Raw genomic sequence first — 18,280 nt, 5'->3', positions numbered from 1 at the left:
CGGTTTTCACCGTCTCGTCCCTAGGAAAAGCGGGCATCATCTCGTGATCTACCTCACTGTGTTCCGTTGGTCCCGCCTGCGACTTCGAAATTCATACGCCGATGAGGAACTGGCTAAGCGCTTTTCTTAATTGTAAATGTTTTTGCATTGAAATTCTGCCACGGTTTTTTTATGATGGTAAAGGTATAGAAGAAATTTTAAAGGATGGGAGAGGGGAATATGTCAAACAATCCCGCCGAAAAAAAAGAACGATTTAGACTATTATTACAGCAGCTTGAGTTAACGGAAGATACATTTTTTCAACATTTTACAAATGCAGAAATTGAAAAGCTAGTGGTGGAACGTGCGTCAAAACGCTGGCATTTTTATTTTAATGTGGAAAAGATCCTGCCGTTTCCTATTTTTAACCGCTTTTCTCTGCAATTGCAAAAAACATTCCAGCATATAGCGAATGTCCAATTTTCTATTCGAGCTCATGACATGTCTTATGAGGATCAGTTGATATCCGATTACTGGAAATATTGTATTAAGGATATTGAAGGCATTTCACCAATGCTTCTTTCTTTATTACATGAACAATATCCGCAGGTCAAAGGAAATAAACTTACTATTGAGGCAAGAAATGATACTGAATCACGGACGTTAAAACAAAAATATGGAGAAATCATTGCAAATTCATACCAATCGGTAGGTTTCCCTCCACTTGTTTTGGATACTATTATTTCTCAAAATCAATCGAATGAGGAATATGAAAAATTTGTAGAGGAGAAGAAAAAAGAAGACGAAGAAAGGGCTAAGTTAGCAGTAATGGAAATACAAAAGAAAGCTGCAGATAAGCCGGATGGTGAAGTAGATAACGGTCCGCTCTTTATAGGAATGAACATTAAAGATGATGATTCCTACAGAAAAATAGAAGAGATTGTGGATGAGGAACGACGAATTTTTGTCGAAGGATATGTTTTCTTCGCTGAAACAAAAGAACTTCGCAGCGGCCGAACACTATTAACCTTTAAAATTACTGATTACACAAGCTCCATATTAGTAAAAATGTTCTCTCGCGATAAAGAAGATGCAGAGATTCTTGGCCGCGTAAAAAAAGGTATGTGGCTTCGTGCACGAGGTAGCATCCAAAATGATACATTCGTCAGAGACTTAGTAATGATTGCGAATGATTTAAATGAAATTAAACCGGTAGAACGAAAAGACAATGCACCGGAAAATGAAAAACGCGTTGAACTTCACTTGCATACACCGATGAGTCAAATGGATGCTGTATCGTCCATGAGCGATTTAGTTGCCCAAGCGAAAAAATGGGGACATAAGGCTATCGCTCTAACTGATCATGCAGTTGTACAATCTTTTCCAGAAGCATATAGTGCCGGGAAAAAGCATGATATAAAAATATTGTACGGTGTGGAAGCGAACCTGGTGGATGATGGGGTTCCAATTGCTTATAATGATGCACATCGATTATTGGCTGAAGATACATTTGTTGTTTTTGACGTGGAGACAACCGGTCTTTCGGCTGTATATGATACTATTATCGAGCTTGCCGCGGTAAAAATTAAAAACGGCGAAATAATCGATCGCTTTGAATCGTTTGCTAAAGCACATCGCCCATTATCGGCAACTATTATTGATCTCACTGGCATTACAGATGATATGATTAAGGATGCGCCAGAGGTGGACGAGGTACTCCAAAAATTTAAAGACTGGACAGGGGATGCTGTACTTGTAGCCCATAATGCGTCATTTGACATGGGATTTTTAAATGTTGGATTTTCAAAAATGGGATATCCAAAAGCAGCTAATCCAGTAATCGATACATTAGAACTAGCAAGATGGCTTTTTCCTGAATTTAAAAATCATCGTTTAAATACATTAGCAAAAAAATTCGATGTAGAATTAACGCAGCATCATCGTGCAATTTATGATACAGAAGCTACTGGGTATATTTTAATTAAAATGCTGAAGGATGCTGCCGCACGAGGGATTGAATACCATGATCAATTTAATCAATTTATGGGGGAAGGCGGAGCATTTAAGCGTGCAAGACCTTTCCACTGTACGTTATTAGCGCAAACAGAGGCGGGACTAAAGAACTTATTTAAATTAGTCTCCCTTTCGAATATTGATTATTACTACCGTGTTCCGCGTATACCGCGTTCCAAACTCCAAATGTACAGAGATGGAATATTGGTAGGTTCCGGATGTGATAAGGGTGAAGTATTTGAAGGGATGATGCAAAAAGGTCCTGAAGAGGTAGAGGAAATTGCAAAATTCTATGATTATCTAGAAGTTCATCCTAAAGATGTTTATGCACATTTAATTGAATTGGAACTTATTCGTGACGAAAAGTCATTGGAAGAAATCATATCGAATATTGTTAAATTAGGAGAAAAATTGAACTTGCCTGTAGTGGCAACAGGAAATGTTCATTATTTACATCCGAATGATAAAATATATCGCAAAATCCTTATTAATTCACAAGCGGGTGCCAATCCGTTAAATCGTCATAAACTTCCTGATGTTCATTTCCGAACAACAGATGAAATGTTAAATAATTTCTCCTTTTTAGGTGCTGAAAAAGCGAAGGAAATAGTTATCACTAACACGAATAAAATTGCTGATTTAATAGAACCAATTAAACCGATTAAGGATGATTTATATACACCTAAAATAGAGGGTGCGGAAGATGAAATTAAGAATATGAGTTATGCCCGTGCTAAATCTATTTATGGAGATCCGTTGCCAGAGATTGTAGAAGCTCGATTAGAGAAAGAATTAAAGAGTATTATTGGCCATGGTTTTGCCGTTATTTATTTAATTTCTCATAAGTTAGTAAAGAAATCACTAGATGATGGTTATCTGGTTGGTTCTCGTGGTTCGGTAGGATCGTCCTTTGTTGCGACGATGACGGAAATTACAGAAGTAAATCCACTGCCACCACATTATGTATGTACAGAATGTAAGCATTCAGAATTCTTTAATGATGGTTCTGTAGGTTCCGGCTTTGATCTCCCGGATAAAAACTGTCCTAATTGCGGTGCTAAATACAAAAAAGATGGACATGATATTCCGTTTGAAACATTCCTTGGCTTTAAAGGGGATAAGGTACCGGATATCGATTTAAACTTTTCTGGTGAATATCAGCCAAGAGCACATGCCTATACAAAGGTGCTATTCGGTGAAGAATATGTCTATCGTGCGGGAACGATCGGTACTGTAGCGGAAAAAACCGCATATGGATATGTCAAAGGTTATGCGCAGGATAATAATCTTCATTTACGCGGAGCCGAAGTGGATCGATTAGTACAAGGTTGTACAGGGGTAAAGAGAACAACCGGCCAGCATCCTGGGGGTATCATCATTATCCCTGACTATATGGATGTGTATGACTTTACACCAATCCAATTTCCAGCAGATGACAATAGTTCTGAATGGAAAACAACCCATTTTGATTTCCATTCGATTCACGATAATGTCTTGAAAATGGACATACTTGGGCACGACGATCCGACAGTTATAAGAATGCTGCAGGATTTAAGTGGAATGGATCCGAAAACTATTCCAACAGATGATCCAGAAGTAATGAAAATCTTCAGCAGTACGGAATCATTAGGTGTTACTCCAGAACAAATTATGTGTAATACTGGAACGCTTGGAATACCTGAATTTGGTACACGATTCGTTAGGCAGATGTTAGAGGATACAAAACCAAAGACCTTTTCGGAGCTTGTCCAAATTTCGGGATTATCTCATGGTACCGATGTTTGGCTCGGAAACGCACAGGAGCTCATTCAAAATGGTACATGTACACTTCCAGAAGTTATTGGCTGTCGTGATGACATCATGGTTTATTTAATTTATCAAGGGATTGAACCTTCATTAGCGTTCAAAATTATGGAATCCGTTCGTAAGGGAAAAGGTCTTCAGCCTGAAATGGAAGAGGAAATGAGAAAGCAAAATGTACCCGAGTGGTATATTGATTCCTGCAAAAAAATCAAGTACATGTTCCCGAAAGCACATGCTGCAGCATATGTATTAATGGCCGTTAGGATTGCATATTTCAAAGTACATCTTCCACTTTTATATTACGCTGCTTATTTTACTGTAAGAGCTGAAGATTTTGATTTGGAATCTATGGTACGGGGAAGTAATGCGATCAGGTCAAGAATAGAAGAAATAAACGAAAAAGGCTTGGATGCATCTACGAAAGAAAAAAGCTTACTGACAGTGCTTGAAATAGCACTGGAAATGGTGGAAAGAGGTTTCCACTTTCAAAAAGTAGATCTATATCGTTCGAGTGCAAAGGATTTTGTAATTGATGGGGATTCTCTCATTCCTCCATTTAATTCCATACCTGGTCTGGGAACGAATGCTGCTTTAAATATTGTTAAGGCCCGCGAGGAAGGAGAATTTTTATCTAAAGAAGATCTCCAGCAACGTGGAAAAGTATCCAAAACAATAATCGAATATCTGGATAAACACGGTTGCTTAGAAGATCTACCGGAGCAAAATCAGCTTTCCTTGTTTTAATTAAGGCACTTTTCTTAAACTATTTTACTTTTGTAGATGCAACTCTTATAAACATCTTTTTTGCGGATAAGAATGAATTACCACTTTAAGAATAGATGCCCGAAATGAAGCCTACTTAGAATTTATGAAAATCATACAATCTATTTTGAAAGCAGCCTAAGTGAATAATTGTTATTATAAAAATCTCTGGGTATTTGCTTTATTTTGCAGGTTATGGTATATTTTTATTGGAAATACTACTGATAGCTCTCGTAATTAAGAGTGGGTCTTACCCGCTCTTTCTTGTTTTTCACTTTTAATAAGTTAAACTTAAACACAAATGGCTTCGGGGAGTTCATTATTTCATGAAGTGGGAGTAATCTCCCTCGTCTAATAAAGGTGGACATGTGTAGGAGGTATTTATGAGTAAAGTAACGGACGTTATTGAAGGACTCGTTACACCAATCTTAGAGGAAATGCAGCTATATCTCGTCGACATTGAATATGTAAAAGAAGGGAAAAACTGGTTCCTTCGCGTTTATATTGATAAAGAAGGCGGGATAGATATTGAAGAATGCGGTATGGTCAGTGAACGTTTAAGTGAAAAATTGGATGAAATTGACCCAATTCCGCAAAATTATTTTCTGGAGGTTTCTTCACCGGGTGCGGAGCGACCACTAAAGAAAGAAAAAGACATTGTTGATTCCATAGGTAAAAATGTACATATTAAAACCTATGAAGCCATTGATGGCGAAAAGACTTTTGAAGGCAAGCTTTTAGCTTTTGACGGGGAAACGTTGACCGTTGAGGTGAAAATAAAAACCAGAACAAAGGAAATCAGCATTCCTTACGAAAAAGTGGCTAATGCTCGTCTTGCGATTATTTTTTAATTAAGGCTCTTTTCTTAAAGTTTGATGTTTTGAAACAATAACCTTATTAATAGCTCTTACAGTATGAAACTAAGTGTTATTAAGACTATAGTTTCAGTCTTTCACACAAGAGCGAAAAGCAACAATTTGTATGAAAACGGCTTTATTTACAAAAAAGATTTGGAAAATAACTGCACAGTGAATGGTAGCTGTGACATGTTTACTTATTATTAAGGGGGATGACGTTTCCATGAGCACAGAGTTATTAGATGCTCTACTAATATTGGAAAAAGAGAAAGGAATTTCTCGCGACGTTATTATTGAAGCAATTGAGGCAGCATTAATTTCTGCTTATAAAAGGAATTTTAATCAAGCACAAAATGTGCGCATCGATTTAAATTTAGGCAATGGAACAATGAAAGTATTTGCCCGTAAAGATGTAGTGGAGGAAGTGTTTGATTCACGACTTGAAATTTCCATTGAGGATGCCCGAAAGATTAACCCCTCTTATGAAATTGGCGATGTTGTCGAATTAGAAGTAACACCAAAGGATTTTGGCCGAATCGCAGCTCAAACTGCAAAACAAGTAGTTACTCAACGTGTTCGTGAAGCGGAAAGAGGCATTATTTATTCTGAATTTATTGATCGCGAAGATGACATTATGACAGGGATTGTCCAACGTCAAGATCCACGATTTATTTATGTAAACTTAGGGAAAATTGAGGCTCTTCTGCCGCAAAGTGAACAAATGCCAAATGAGTCGTATAAGCCTCACGACCGTATTAAGGTTTATATTACGAAAGTTGAGAAAACAACAAAAGGGCCGCAAATCTTTGTTTCTCGTACACACCCAGGCCTATTGAAGCGTTTATTTGAAATCGAAGTACCTGAAATTTACGATGGAACGGTAGAAATAAGATCTGTTGCACGAGAGGCTGGCGACAGATCCAAAATATCTGTCCATACCGATCAAGCCGAGGTAGATCCGGTAGGTGCTTGCGTTGGGCCAAAAGGTACAAGAGTTCAAGCAATTGTAAATGAGTTAAAAGGTGAAAAGATTGATATCGTTGAGTGGTCAGAAAACCCTGTTACTTTCGTTGCAAATGCATTAAGTCCATCAAAGGTGTTAGACGTTATCGTGGATGAAAATGAAAAGGCAACAACAGTTGTTGTACCTGATTATCAACTATCTCTGGCAATAGGTAAAAGAGGGCAAAATGCTCGTTTAGCAGCTAAGCTGACTGGATGGAAAATAGATATTAAAAGTGAAACGGATGCTAGAGAATTAGGCATCTATCCTAGAATGAATAGTAATTTATTTGATGATGAAGATGACAGCTATGATACATTCGACGTAACCGAAGATGATTTCGAATAAGAGGTGATCAAAAGTGGCTACTCGAAGAAAAATTCCATTGAGAAAATGTATTGCAACTGGTGAAATGAAGCCGAAAAAAGAAATGGTACGGATCGTTCGTTCTAAAGAAGGCGAAGTATCGATTGATCCTTCCGGCAAAAAGTCTGGCAGAGGTGCATATCTTTCAAAGGATAAAGAGGCTATTCTTTTAGCAAAGAAAAAAAATATTTTAGCTAGCCAGCTCGAAGCAAGTGTTAGCGATGAAATATATGATGAGCTGTTGAAGCTAGTGGAGAGAGAGAACTTAAAGTAAATGAATCATTCAAAAGCAATGTCTCTGCTGGGATTAGCTAATCGAGCTCGTAAAGTGATATCTGGAGAAGAACTTGTTCTAAAAGATATAAAGTCAGGTCGTGCAAAACTTGTATTACTTTCCAAAGATGCCTCACAGAATACATCAAAGCGAATACAAGACAAGTGTCTGTACTATAATGTTCCTGTTGTAATGGTTGACAATAGGGAGGAGCTTGGTTCCGCAATTGGTAAGGAAGCTAGAGTAGTTGTAGCAGTAAGCGATACCGGCTTTGCAAAGAAACTTACAACACTGCTCGAAAGAACTTGATGGGGGTGAACATATGGGTAAAACAAGAGTTTATGAATACGCAAAAAGCAATAATATTTCAAGTAAGGATGTTATCGAAAAGCTAAAAGGGATGAATATTGAAGTTACCAATCATATGTCAACGATAGATGGGAATGCTATTGAGAAATTGGATTCCATCTATAAAAACAATAAGAAAGAATCCAATAGCAAAAATAACAGCGCAAAACATAAGAATCATAATCAGCAACAGAATCATGATCAACAAAAGAAAGAACATACAAAATCTAATACTGCTACTAGAATAAACAATATGGAAGATGAAGAGGATATCGTGACAGAAAAAGTACAAAAACCACATACAAAACAAAAACCGCAAAGTGTCGAAGGTAAAAAAATTAATAAAGAAGATTCTTTAAAAGAAACGAAAGTATTTAACAAAAATAAAAAGAATAACCATAAAAATAAACAGAAACAAAGGCATACACCACAACCGCCAGCACCTCAAAAGAAAAAAGAGCTGCCAAAGAAAATAGTTTTTAGTGAATCTTTAACGGTTGCTGAACTAGGGAAGAAATTGCATCGTGAGCCATCGGAAATTATTAAAAAGCTGTTTATGTTAGGGGTAGTAGCTACCATAAACCAAGAGCTTGATAAAGATGCAATTGAATTAATCGCTTCGGACTATGGTGTTGAAGTGGAAGAGGAAATCAAGGTAGATGTGACAGACCTTGAAGTGTATTTTACGGAGGATGCTCCCGAAGATTTAGTTGAAAGACCATCTGTTGTAACGATAATGGGGCATGTTGATCACGGTAAAACGACAACATTGGACTCTATTCGCAATACAAAAGTAACAGCAGGGGAAGCTGGGGGTATCACACAGCATATTGGTGCGTACCAAGTAAATGTAAATGGCAAAAAAATCACTTTTCTTGATACTCCAGGACATGCAGCCTTTACTACAATGCGGGCACGTGGAGCACAAATTACGGATATTACCATTTTAGTTGTTGCTGCGGATGATGGTGTTATGCCGCAAACAATTGAAGCTATTAACCACGCAAAAGCAGCAAATGTACCAATTATTGTTGCAGTTAATAAAATGGATAAACCATCTGCCAACCCGGATCGTGTAATGCAGGAATTAACAGAACATGGTCTTATTCCGGAAGCTTGGGGTGGAGATACTATTTTTGTACCTATTTCAGCCATCACTGGTGAAGGAATCGATAACCTGCTTGAAATGATTCTCCTTGTTTCAGAGGTAGAAGAATACAAAGCTAATCCTAACAGAAATGCTCTTGGTACCGTTATCGAGGCACAACTTGATAAAGGCCGCGGATCAGTGGCAACATTACTTGTTCAAAATGGTACCTTAAAAGTAGGAGATCCAATCGTTGTCGGTAATACATTCGGCCGTGTTCGCGCGATGGTGAATGATCTAGGACGCAGGGTGAAAGAAGCTAAGCCTTCTACTCCTGTTGAAATTACTGGTTTAAATGATGTACCACAAGCTGGAGACCGTTTCGTAGTCTTTGCTGATGAGAAAACAGCTCGCCAAGTTGGAGAAGCGCGTTCTCAACAAGCTGTTTTAGCACAAAGAAATGACACTGCTAGAATCAGTTTAGATACATTATTTGAGCAAATGAAACAAGGCGAAATGAAGGACCTTAATATTATTATTAAAGCGGATGTTCAAGGTTCTGCAGAGGCACTTGCTGCATCATTGCAAAAAATCAGCGTTGAAGGTGTTAATGTAAAAATTATTCATACTGCAGTTGGTGGCATTAATGAATCAGATATTACTTTAGCCGCTGCATCTAACGCGATTGTAATTGGCTTTAACGTACGCCCGGATGTTAATGCGAAACGTGCAGCTGAAGCAGAGAAAGTTGATGTGCGTTTACACAGAATTATTTATAAAGTTATAGAAGAAATTGAGGCTGCGATGAAAGGAATGCTTGACCCTGAATTTGAAGAGAAAATTATTGGTCAAGCAGAGGTTCGTCAAACCTTTAAAGTATCTAAAATTGGTACTATTGCAGGATCTTATGTTATAGATGGAAAAATTACTCGTGACAGTGGAGTAAGGGTAATACGTGATGGTGTGGTTATTTTCGAAGGAGAAATTGACACCTTAAAACGTTTTAAAGACGATGTAAAAGAAGTCAGTCAAGGATATGAGTGCGGTATTACCGTTAAGAATTATAATGATGTGAAAGATGGAGACATCATTGAAGCATATGTAATGGAAGAAGTAGAAAGAAAATGATCGGAAGTTTGGAATGTGAATTCCGAATTTACGATGCAAATTCGTTAAAAGAAAAAAGGGCAGTCTTGCAAAGGGTTTTAACTCGTTTAAAGCAAAAATATAATGTTTCCGTTTCGGAAATTGATTACCAAGATGTATGGCAGCGAACAAAAATTGCCATTGTGACGGTTGCTTCTTCAAGACATGCAGCAGAAAGAGAATTGGAAAATTCACTTAGGTTTTTAGATTCTTTTCCTGAATGGGAAAGGCTTAAAACCGATTATGAGTGGTTGTGAATGGTGAGGTGTTTAGGATGAGCCTGCGTGCAAATCGTGTCGGAGAACAAATGAAAAAAGAGCTAAGTGACATAATAGGTCGAAAATTAAAAGACCCACGTATTGGCTTTGTTACAGTAACAGGGGTTGAGGTTACTGGGGACCTTCAACAGGCGAAAGTTTTTATAACGGTGCTAGGTGATGAGCGGAAAAGGGAAGATACACTGAACGGATTAGAAAAGGCAAAGGGATTTATTCGTTCCGAAGTTGGTCACAGAATCCGTTTAAGAAAAACCCCTGAACTGTTTTTCGAAATCGATGAATCCATTGATTATGGAAATAAAATTGAAACATTGTTAAAAGAAATTCATCGAGATGAATAGTTTCAGAAAAGATAGACATCTAAGTGTCTATCTTTTTTGATAGGAGATATTCACAAAAATAAAAGTAGATGTTTTAAGTAAAGGAGTTAATTTATGGATGGTATTCTTCCTTTATGGAAGCCGCAAGGGATGACATCACATGATTGTGTTTTTAAAGTACGGAAAATGCTGAAAATGAAAAAGGTTGGTCATACAGGGACATTAGACCCGGATGTAACAGGAGTATTGCCAATTTGTTTAGGCAGAGCAACTAAAGTTGCCGAATATATAACAAATGCGGGAAAAGAGTACGAGGGTGAGGTTACGATCGGTTATTCCACGACGACGGAGGATTCCTCAGGAGAAAAGGTGGAAGAAAAAATAATCGAAAACCCTATTTCAAGAACGGAAATTATGGAAGTGTTAAACTCCCTAACAGGTGAGATTAGGCAAACCCCACCAATGTATTCGGCTGTCAAAGTAAATGGAAAAAGACTTTATGAATATGCAAGAAAAGGAATAGAAGTGGAAAGACCAACTAGAACCGTCAAGATATATAATATAGAATTATTGGACGATCGGGATCTCTTTAACGGAGAGACAGTTTCTTTTCGTTTCCGTGTTCGTTGCAGTAAAGGAACCTATATTAGAACTTTAGCTGTGATGATTGGGGAAAAGCTTGGATATCCTTCACATATGTCGTTCTTAACCAGAATATCTTCAGGATCATTTACGAAGCAGGATTGTGTTACCTTTTCAGATTTGGAAGAGTATATTCAGGCAGATACATTAAAAAATATTATTCTTCCTTTAGAAAGAGGGCTTTATGGTTTGCCGAAAATTGAAATTAGTGATACATTAGCAGAGAAAGTGAAAAATGGTACTGTATTATCCAAGGAAACATTGGACTGGTCTGAAAGCTATACGGAAGCAGCCATCTTTCATCGCAATCAAGCAATAGCTATTTATACAGCACATAAAGATAAAGACGGTTTAGTTAAACCGGTTAAAGTGTTAAGTTAAGATATACGGAATAGAAATAGGTGAGAGATAAAATGAAAGTATTAACGGTACATCATCCACATTCATTTGCTAGAACGGATTTTCCTCCTTTAGTAATGGCGCTAGGATATTTTGACGGCATTCATCTTGGCCATCAAAAGGTAATAAAGACTGCAAAGAAAATTGCAGATGAGCGTCATTGGAAAAGTGCTGTAATGACATTTGATCCGCATCCATCTGTTGTTCTAAGTACAAAACATAAACATGTCGAGCATATTACACCGCTTGAGGAAAAAATTCGGTTAATTGAAGAACTTGAAATTGATTATTTATTTATTGTCCGCTTTACTTCTAGCTTTGCCAGTTTAGATCCACAAGAATTTGTCAAGCAATATATTGTTGGATTAAATGTACAGCATGTAGTAGCCGGCTTTGATTTTACATATGGGAAATTTGGCAAAGGCAATATGGAAACTATGCAAATTCATTCCAATAATCAATTTGGCTGTACAACCATTGACAAGCTCGTACATCAAGATGGCGCTGAAAAGGTCAGCTCTACGCTCACTCGTAAAAGGTTAAATGAAGGAGACGTAACTGGAGCTTATGATTTATTAGGACGTTACTATCGGACAGCAGGAATTGTGGTTCATGGGGAAAAAAGAGGCAGACAAATCGGCTTTCCAACCGCTAATATTAAACTTAATGGTGAATATATTGTCCCGCAAAATGGTGTATATGCCGTCAAACTGTTTGTTGGTAACCAATGGTTTAGCGGTGTTTGTAATGTTGGTGTAAAGCCAACTTTTAATAATCCTGATGAATATAAAAGGTCTATTGAGGTTCATATTATTGGTTTTGACCAATCTATATATGGTGAGGAAGTAATTGTTGAGTGGCATATCAGAATCCGCGACGAAAAGAAATTTGATGGAATAGAAGCGCTGAAGGTACAAATCGCCAATGATAAACAAACTGCTATTGAATACTTTGCACAATTAAACCAGTAATAGAGATAATTTGGCTTCATATAATATTTGACTTGTTTTTTTTTAACAAAAGTAGTATTCTTAAATAGTATTGAACCATTGCTTGGCATGTCGAGTCACCGACGCATGCTAGGGGATTGGCGATTTATTTATTATTTTTAGGAGGTGAAAAGGATGGCGATTTCACAAGAGCGTAAAAACGAAATCATCAACCAATTTAAAGTTCATGAGAACGATACTGGTTCTGCTGAGGTTCAAATTGCAATCCTTACAGAGGATATTAATAATTTGAATGAACATTTACGTACACATAAGAAAGATCACCACTCTCGTCGTGGTCTTATGAAAATGGTAGGTAAACGTCGTAATCTACTTACTTATCTTCGTAATAAAGATGTTCAACGTTATCGTGAATTGATTAACAAACTTGGTTTACGTCGTTAATGAAGTAGAAAAACAAGCGAAGCGGGATATATCCCGCTTTTTTGTTAGCAAAAAATTTTCAATAATAGAACTCCCAAACTTGACCAGACAAGATTTTCGGAGTTTGGTGAACAATACATATATATTAGGACTTCATTGAAAAAATTCTATTCATTTTAACTGAATCAAAATAATGAAAGGAGATTATACATGGAACAAGAAAAACAAATTTTCACCATGGATTGGGCAGGACGGAAGCTTTCCGTTGAAATTGGCCAATTGGCTAAGCAGGCAAATGGAGCTGTACTTGTCCGTTATGGAGATTCAGGTGTATTAAGTACAGCAACTGCCTCGAAAGAACCTAAAACAGTTGATTTCTTTCCATTAACAGTAAATTATGAGGAAAGACTATATGCGGTAGGTAAAATCCCTGGAGGCTTTATCAAACGGGAGGGGAGACCAAGTGAAAAGGCAATACTCGCAAGCAGGCTGATTGACCGACCTATTCGACCATTGTTTGCAGATGGATTTCGTAATGAGGTTCAAGTTGTCAGTGTTGTCATGAGTGTTGACCAAGACTGTCCAACAGAAATGGCAGCGATGTTCGGTTCCTCCCTTGCCCTTTCCGTTTCTGATATTCCATTTCAAGGTCCGATTGCAGGTGTTATCGTTGGACGTATAGATGGTGAATTTATTATTAATCCTACGGTTGAACAAACGGAAAAAAGTGATATGCACTTAACCGTTGCTGGTACAAAGGACGCTATTAATATGGTTGAAGCCGGTGCGAATGAAGTTCCTGAGGAAACTATGTTAGAAGCGATTATGTTCGGTCATGAGGAAATAAAAAAATTAATTGCTTTCCAGGAAGAAATTGTTGCTAAAGTCGGCAAAGAAAAAATGGAAGTTGTTCTTTATGAAATAGATACGAAAATTGAAGCAGAAGTTCGTGAAATGTGCGAAGAATCGATGATTGCGGCAATCCAAGTGCAAGAAAAACATGCACGGGAGGACGCCATTACTGCAGTTAAAAATAAAGTTCTAGCCGAATTTGAGGAAAAAGAAAATATCGATGAAGATATTTTAAAACAAGTAAAGAAAATTTTAGATAAAATGGTAAAAGAGGAAGTCCGCCGTCTGATAACAGAAGAAAAAGTTCGTCCGGATGGCAGAAAAATCGACGAAATTCGTCCATTGTCATCGGAAGTTGGTATTTTACCGCGAACACATGGATCTGGTCTCTTTACCCGAGGGCAAACACAGGCACTAAGTGTTTGTACGTTAGGAGCTTTAGGAGATGTGCAAATTTTAGACGGTTTGGGTATCGAAGAATCAAAACGTTTTATGCATCACTATAACTTCCCTCCATTTAGTGTTGGTGAAACAGGACCAATGCGTGGACCTGGCCGCCGTGAAATTGGACATGGTGCCTTAGGAGAACGTGCACTGGAACCAGTCATTCCTAATGAACAAGAGTTCCCTTATACAATACGTTTGGTTTCTGAAGTGCTTGAATCAAATGGATCTACTTCTCAAGCAAGTATTTGCGGTAGTACCTTGGCCATGATGGATGCAGGTGTACCAATCAAGGCACCGGTTGCGGGGATTGCGATGGGTCTCGTTAAATCAGGTGAACACTACACCATTTTAACCGATATCCAAGGTATGGAAGATCATCTTGGGGATATGGACTTTAAAGTTGCCGGAACGGAAAAAGGTGTAACAGCTTTACAAATGGACATCAAAATTGAAGGACTTTCAAGACCAATATTAGAAGAAGCATTACAACAAGCAAAACGTGGACGTATGCAAATTCTTGATCATATGATGTCAACCATTTCGAAACCAAGAACGGAACTTTCCGTTTACGCACCAAAAATCTTAACCATGACTATTAATCCGGATAAGATTCGTGATGTTATTGGACCAAGCGGTAAGCAAATTAACAAAATTATTGAAGAGACTGGCGTAAAAATTGATATTGAACAAGACGGAACAATCTTTATATCTTCCGCTAACGAAGAAATGAATAAAAAAGCGAAAAAAATCATCGAAGATATTGTGCGTGAGGTTGTCGTCGGTCAGGTCTACTTAGGAAAAGTAAAACGAATTGAGAAATTCGGTGCATTTGTAGAAATCTTTAACGGAAAAGATGGACTTGTGCACATCTCTGAATTAGCAGAAGAACGTGTGAAAAAAGTTGAAGATGTTGTTAAAATTGGTGACGAAATTCTTGTTAAAGTAACAGAAGTAGACAATCACGGGCGCGTGAACTTATCTCGAAAAGCTGTTATAAAAGAACAAAAGGAAAAAGAAGCACAAGCGTAAAGTGAAACTTCAATCACTTGGTAGCTTTCCACCATTGATTTATAGAAGATTAAAGGCTGAATAGACAACAACTTGTTGCAAAACCTTTGTGATCTTCGGCCTGCAGGCCTAAAATAATCGGGCATTTACTTACTATTAATGCAGGATACACCTTAAAAGTCAGGGGAACCTGGCTTTTTTCATTCTAGTTCTACCTTGTCCTTATTCTTCATAAAGTATAGAGGAAGGAGGAAGGTGACTGTGAAAAATTCGAAAAGCTTGATTGGAATCATTGTGATTGCTATTCTTACAATAGTCCTTATTGAAAATCCGTTATCAAATCAATATCTTACAAAATTAAAACATGGTACCATTTACATATATGCTGATCAAAATGATTTATTCAATCAGATAGAATTAGCTGCAAAAGAATATTCCATAAAACCTCAAGATGCAAAAGTAGATAATATATGGAAGGCAATACCAGGCTATAATGGTTTAAAGGTCGATACAAAGGCTTCCTATGATAATATGAAAAAGGATAAAAAATTTGATAAAAATAAATTAATTTTTACTCAAATCAGGCCGAAAGTACATTTAGAAGATCTACCTCCAAGCCCAATTTATAAAGGTAATCCGGACAAGCCGATGGTAAGTTTTTTAATTAATGTTGCATGGGGGAATGAATATTTGCCGAAAATGCTAGAAACATTAAAAAAATATGATATTCATGCGACTTTTTTCTTAGAGGGCAGATGGACGCAAAATAATCCGGAATTGGCCAAAATGATTGTGGAAGATGGGAACGAGGTAGGAAATCATTCTTATTCACATCCAGATATGAAAAGTCTAACATCCGCTAGAATTCGTGAAGAGTTAATAAAAACAAATCAGGTTATCCAGGCTACTACGGGGAAACATGTAAAATGGTTTGCCCCGCCAAGTGGGAGTTATCGTGATGAAGTAGTTGATATTGCAGATTCGCTGGGAATGGGGACAGTGATGTGGAGTGTTGATACTATTGACTGGCAAAAACCATCATCCAGTACCATTATTAATCGAGTAATGACAAAGGTTCATCCTGGTGCGTTAATATTAATGCATCCTACAGAATCTACAGCAAATGCATTAGAGCAGCTAATTATCCAGATAAAGAAAAAGCAATATCGTATTGGTACGGTTTCAAAACTTGTGGATGAGGAAAGAATCATTAGAAAAGCGCAAACGCCTTAATCATCGGTGTACGGATTTCGTAGTCTCAGGTGAGATCAACGGAAACACAGTGAAGTAGTTCACGAGTTAGTGAAATTGGCACTTCAAATTTCAACAAGTGAAAATAGCACTTCCAGTTTCCCGTGATGCCTTACCCGAAAGACGCAGGAGATGGAGAAATCGCTAGCAGGCTGCTTGCGCAAGAAAAAAATAATGATGGAAAATGGATTAAAGGAAAAGATAATATTAATATTTGTGTAAAATGTTTATGCTATCCTAGTTAAACGGTCCCGAATTTCATTGATTAGGTTTTTGCAGCATGAATGAAGGAGGAAGAATCGTGATCAAGAAATATACTTGTCAAAATGGACTAAGAATTGTACTAGAAGAAATTCCAACTGTTCGTTCAGTAGCTATCGGAATATGGATTGGTACAGGCTCAAGAAATGAGACATTAAAAAACAATGGGATATCTCACTTTTTAGAACATATGTTTTTTAAAGGAACGAAAACCAGAACAGCCCGTGAAATTGCTGAAGCATTTGATTCGATTGGCGGGCAGGTTAATGCATTTACTTCAAAGGAATATACATGTTACTATGCTAAGGTTTTGGATAATCACTCCCAATTTGCTTTAGAAACTCTCGCTGATATGTTTTTTCATTCTACATTCGTGGAAGAGGAATTAAAGAAAGAAAAAAATGTGGTTTATGAAGAAATTAAAATGTATGAGGATACTCCAGATGACATCGTCCACGATTTATTAAGCAAAACAGTTTATGAAAACCATCCGCTTGGGTATCCGATACTAGGCACGGAAGAAACCTTAGAAACGTTTAACAGTGAGACACTACATCAATATATGCACGATATGTATACACCTGATCGTGTTGTTATTTCTGTTGCCGGCAATATAGAAGAAACTTTTATCAAACAAATTGAAACATTATTCGGAAATTACACAGGTGGGAAAAGAAATCTAAATGAGGATGCACCGACTTTTCATTCCAACCAAATTGTTAAAAAGAAAGATACGGAACAAGCTCATTTATGCATAGGCTATGAAGGGCTCCCAATTGGACATAAACAAATTTATGATTTAATTGTTTTGAATAATATTTTGGGAGGCAGTATGTCATCACGCTTATTTCAAGAAGTAAGGGAACAACGTGGACTCGCTTACTCTGTTTTCTCTTATCATTCTTCTTTTAAGGATACAGGAATGGTGAATGTATATGCCGGAACTGGTGCCAACCAATTAGACCAATTATATGATACTGTTAGCCAAACCTTGGAAACCATAAAAGGTGAAGGGGTAACTGATAAAGAAGTGAAGAACTGTAAAGAACAATTAAAAGGAAGTTTAATGCTAAGTCTAGAAAGTACTAACAGCCGTATGAGCAGGAATGGCAAAAACGAACTATTATTAGGTTATCATCGTTCCTTGGATGAAATTGTTGAAGTTATTGACAAGGTTACCATGGACAAGGTAAATTCGCTTTGCAATAAAATATTTTCGAAGAAAAACTCAATATCTTTAGTAAGTCCCGATGGAAAACTACCAAAAAATGTTTGATGATGTCCCCTAAATTAGGGGATTTTTTTATTTTGCTAAGAAAAAATCATTCTAAAAACTTTATACGAGCTATACATTGATATAAAGGCTGTTTACGTATAGTTTTTGCTTTTCGTAAAAAGTTAACTTTCTAATGTAGACTTAGTTTCGTGGCTTCTTTTCTTTAATAAGCTATTCATTCTTAATCGAAAGAAGGATGTTTTTAAAGGTTTTCGTTTATTAAAGTAACATAGGTTAAGAAAAGAGCCATAATAGATAAACAATAAGGGGGATCAAGGATGCGGCTAAGTGAATTAAGCGGGAAGGAAATTGTTGATTTCAGAAAAGCACAGAGGCTTGGAATACTAGGGCAGACAGATCTTGAAATCAATGAAAACACAGGGCAAATTCAATCACTAATTATTCCAACCGGAAAGTGGAAGAAGAAGCATGTCAATGAAATAAGAGTTCCATGGCAGCAAATACGTACGATTGGAACAGATATGATTATTTTAGAAGTTCCACAGTAATTGAATACATTAAAGATTGACCTCGC

General features: G+C 37.2%; 15 protein-coding genes. All 15 read left to right on the top strand.

Features of this window, described 5'->3' with window-relative positions:
• The first annotated feature begins 219 nt into the window (after positions 1-219).
• The 15 genes from AN964_RS14575 (at position 220) to AN964_RS14505 (ending at position 18,254) form a co-directional block, all read left to right on the top strand.
• Positions 220-4,539 carry a PolC-type DNA polymerase III gene (locus AN964_RS14575; protein WP_055740377.1) on the top strand — a complete coding sequence of 1,440 codons (4,320 nt, stop codon included), beginning with the start codon at positions 220-222 and terminating at the stop codon, positions 4,537-4,539.
• Positions 4,540-4,940: 401 nt separating this feature from the next.
• Positions 4,941-5,408: a ribosome maturation factor RimP gene (gene rimP, locus AN964_RS14570; protein WP_055740376.1), complete on the top strand. Its 468-nt coding sequence runs from the start codon at positions 4,941-4,943 to the stop codon at positions 5,406-5,408.
• 229 nt (positions 5,409-5,637) lie between these two features.
• A complete protein-coding gene (nusA, locus tag AN964_RS14565) occupies positions 5,638-6,765 on the top strand; it encodes a transcription termination factor NusA (RefSeq protein ID WP_055740375.1) in 1,128 nt (375 codons plus the stop codon).
• 13 nt (positions 6,766-6,778) lie between these two features.
• Positions 6,779-7,057, top strand: a complete 279-nt coding sequence (gene rnpM, locus AN964_RS14560; RefSeq protein ID WP_083489365.1) for an RNase P modulator RnpM — start codon at positions 6,779-6,781, stop codon at positions 7,055-7,057.
• Positions 7,058-7,366, top strand: a complete 309-nt coding sequence (locus AN964_RS14555; protein ID WP_055740374.1) for a YlxQ family RNA-binding protein — start codon at positions 7,058-7,060, stop codon at positions 7,364-7,366. It begins immediately after the preceding gene.
• A gap of 13 nt (positions 7,367-7,379) precedes the next feature.
• The gene (gene infB, locus AN964_RS14550) at positions 7,380-9,620 is read left to right on the top strand and encodes a translation initiation factor IF-2 (protein ID WP_055740373.1); all 2,241 of its coding nucleotides are present in this window, start codon (positions 7,380-7,382) and stop codon (positions 9,618-9,620) included.
• Positions 9,617-9,895, top strand: a complete 279-nt coding sequence (locus tag AN964_RS14545; RefSeq protein WP_055740372.1) for a DUF503 domain-containing protein — start codon at positions 9,617-9,619, stop codon at positions 9,893-9,895. The genes infB and AN964_RS14545 overlap by 4 nt, the downstream gene beginning before the upstream one ends.
• A 17-nt stretch (positions 9,896-9,912) precedes the next feature.
• Positions 9,913-10,257 (top strand): 30S ribosome-binding factor RbfA, encoded by a 345-nt coding sequence (rbfA, locus tag AN964_RS14540; RefSeq protein WP_055740371.1) that lies wholly within the window; start codon positions 9,913-9,915, stop codon positions 10,255-10,257.
• Between the two features lie 93 nt (positions 10,258-10,350).
• On the top strand, positions 10,351-11,259 hold the full coding sequence (truB, locus tag AN964_RS14535) for a tRNA pseudouridine(55) synthase TruB (RefSeq protein ID WP_055740370.1): 909 nt from the start codon (positions 10,351-10,353) through the stop codon (positions 11,257-11,259).
• A gap of 32 nt (positions 11,260-11,291) precedes the next feature.
• Entirely contained in the window at positions 11,292-12,248 is a 957-nt protein-coding gene (ribF, locus tag AN964_RS14530; protein WP_055740369.1) for a bifunctional riboflavin kinase/FAD synthetase, read from the top strand.
• Between the two features lie 153 nt (positions 12,249-12,401).
• Entirely contained in the window at positions 12,402-12,671 is a 270-nt protein-coding gene (rpsO, locus tag AN964_RS14525) for a 30S ribosomal protein S15 (RefSeq protein ID WP_055740368.1), read from the top strand.
• A gap of 189 nt (positions 12,672-12,860) precedes the next feature.
• Positions 12,861-14,978, top strand: a complete 2,118-nt coding sequence (gene pnp, locus AN964_RS14520) for a polyribonucleotide nucleotidyltransferase (RefSeq protein ID WP_055740367.1) — start codon at positions 12,861-12,863, stop codon at positions 14,976-14,978.
• 240 nt (positions 14,979-15,218) lie between these two features.
• Positions 15,219-16,190, top strand: a complete 972-nt coding sequence (locus AN964_RS14515) for a polysaccharide deacetylase family protein (protein ID WP_055740366.1) — start codon at positions 15,219-15,221, stop codon at positions 16,188-16,190.
• Between the two features lie 319 nt (positions 16,191-16,509).
• Positions 16,510-17,745 carry a M16 family metallopeptidase gene (locus tag AN964_RS14510; protein WP_055740365.1) on the top strand — a complete coding sequence of 412 codons (1,236 nt, stop codon included), beginning with the start codon at positions 16,510-16,512 and terminating at the stop codon, positions 17,743-17,745.
• Between the two features lie 278 nt (positions 17,746-18,023).
• Complete coding sequence (locus tag AN964_RS14505) at positions 18,024-18,254, top strand: YlmC/YmxH family sporulation protein (protein WP_055740364.1); 231 nt, start codon at positions 18,024-18,026, stop codon at positions 18,252-18,254.
• Positions 18,255-18,280 lie beyond the last annotated feature (26 nt).

Source organism: Heyndrickxia shackletonii (genome assembly GCF_001420715.1).
Taxonomy (GTDB): domain Bacteria; phylum Bacillota; class Bacilli; order Bacillales; family Bacillaceae_C; genus Margalitia; species Margalitia shackletonii.
This window is presented reverse-complemented; position numbering and strand designations above follow the sequence as displayed.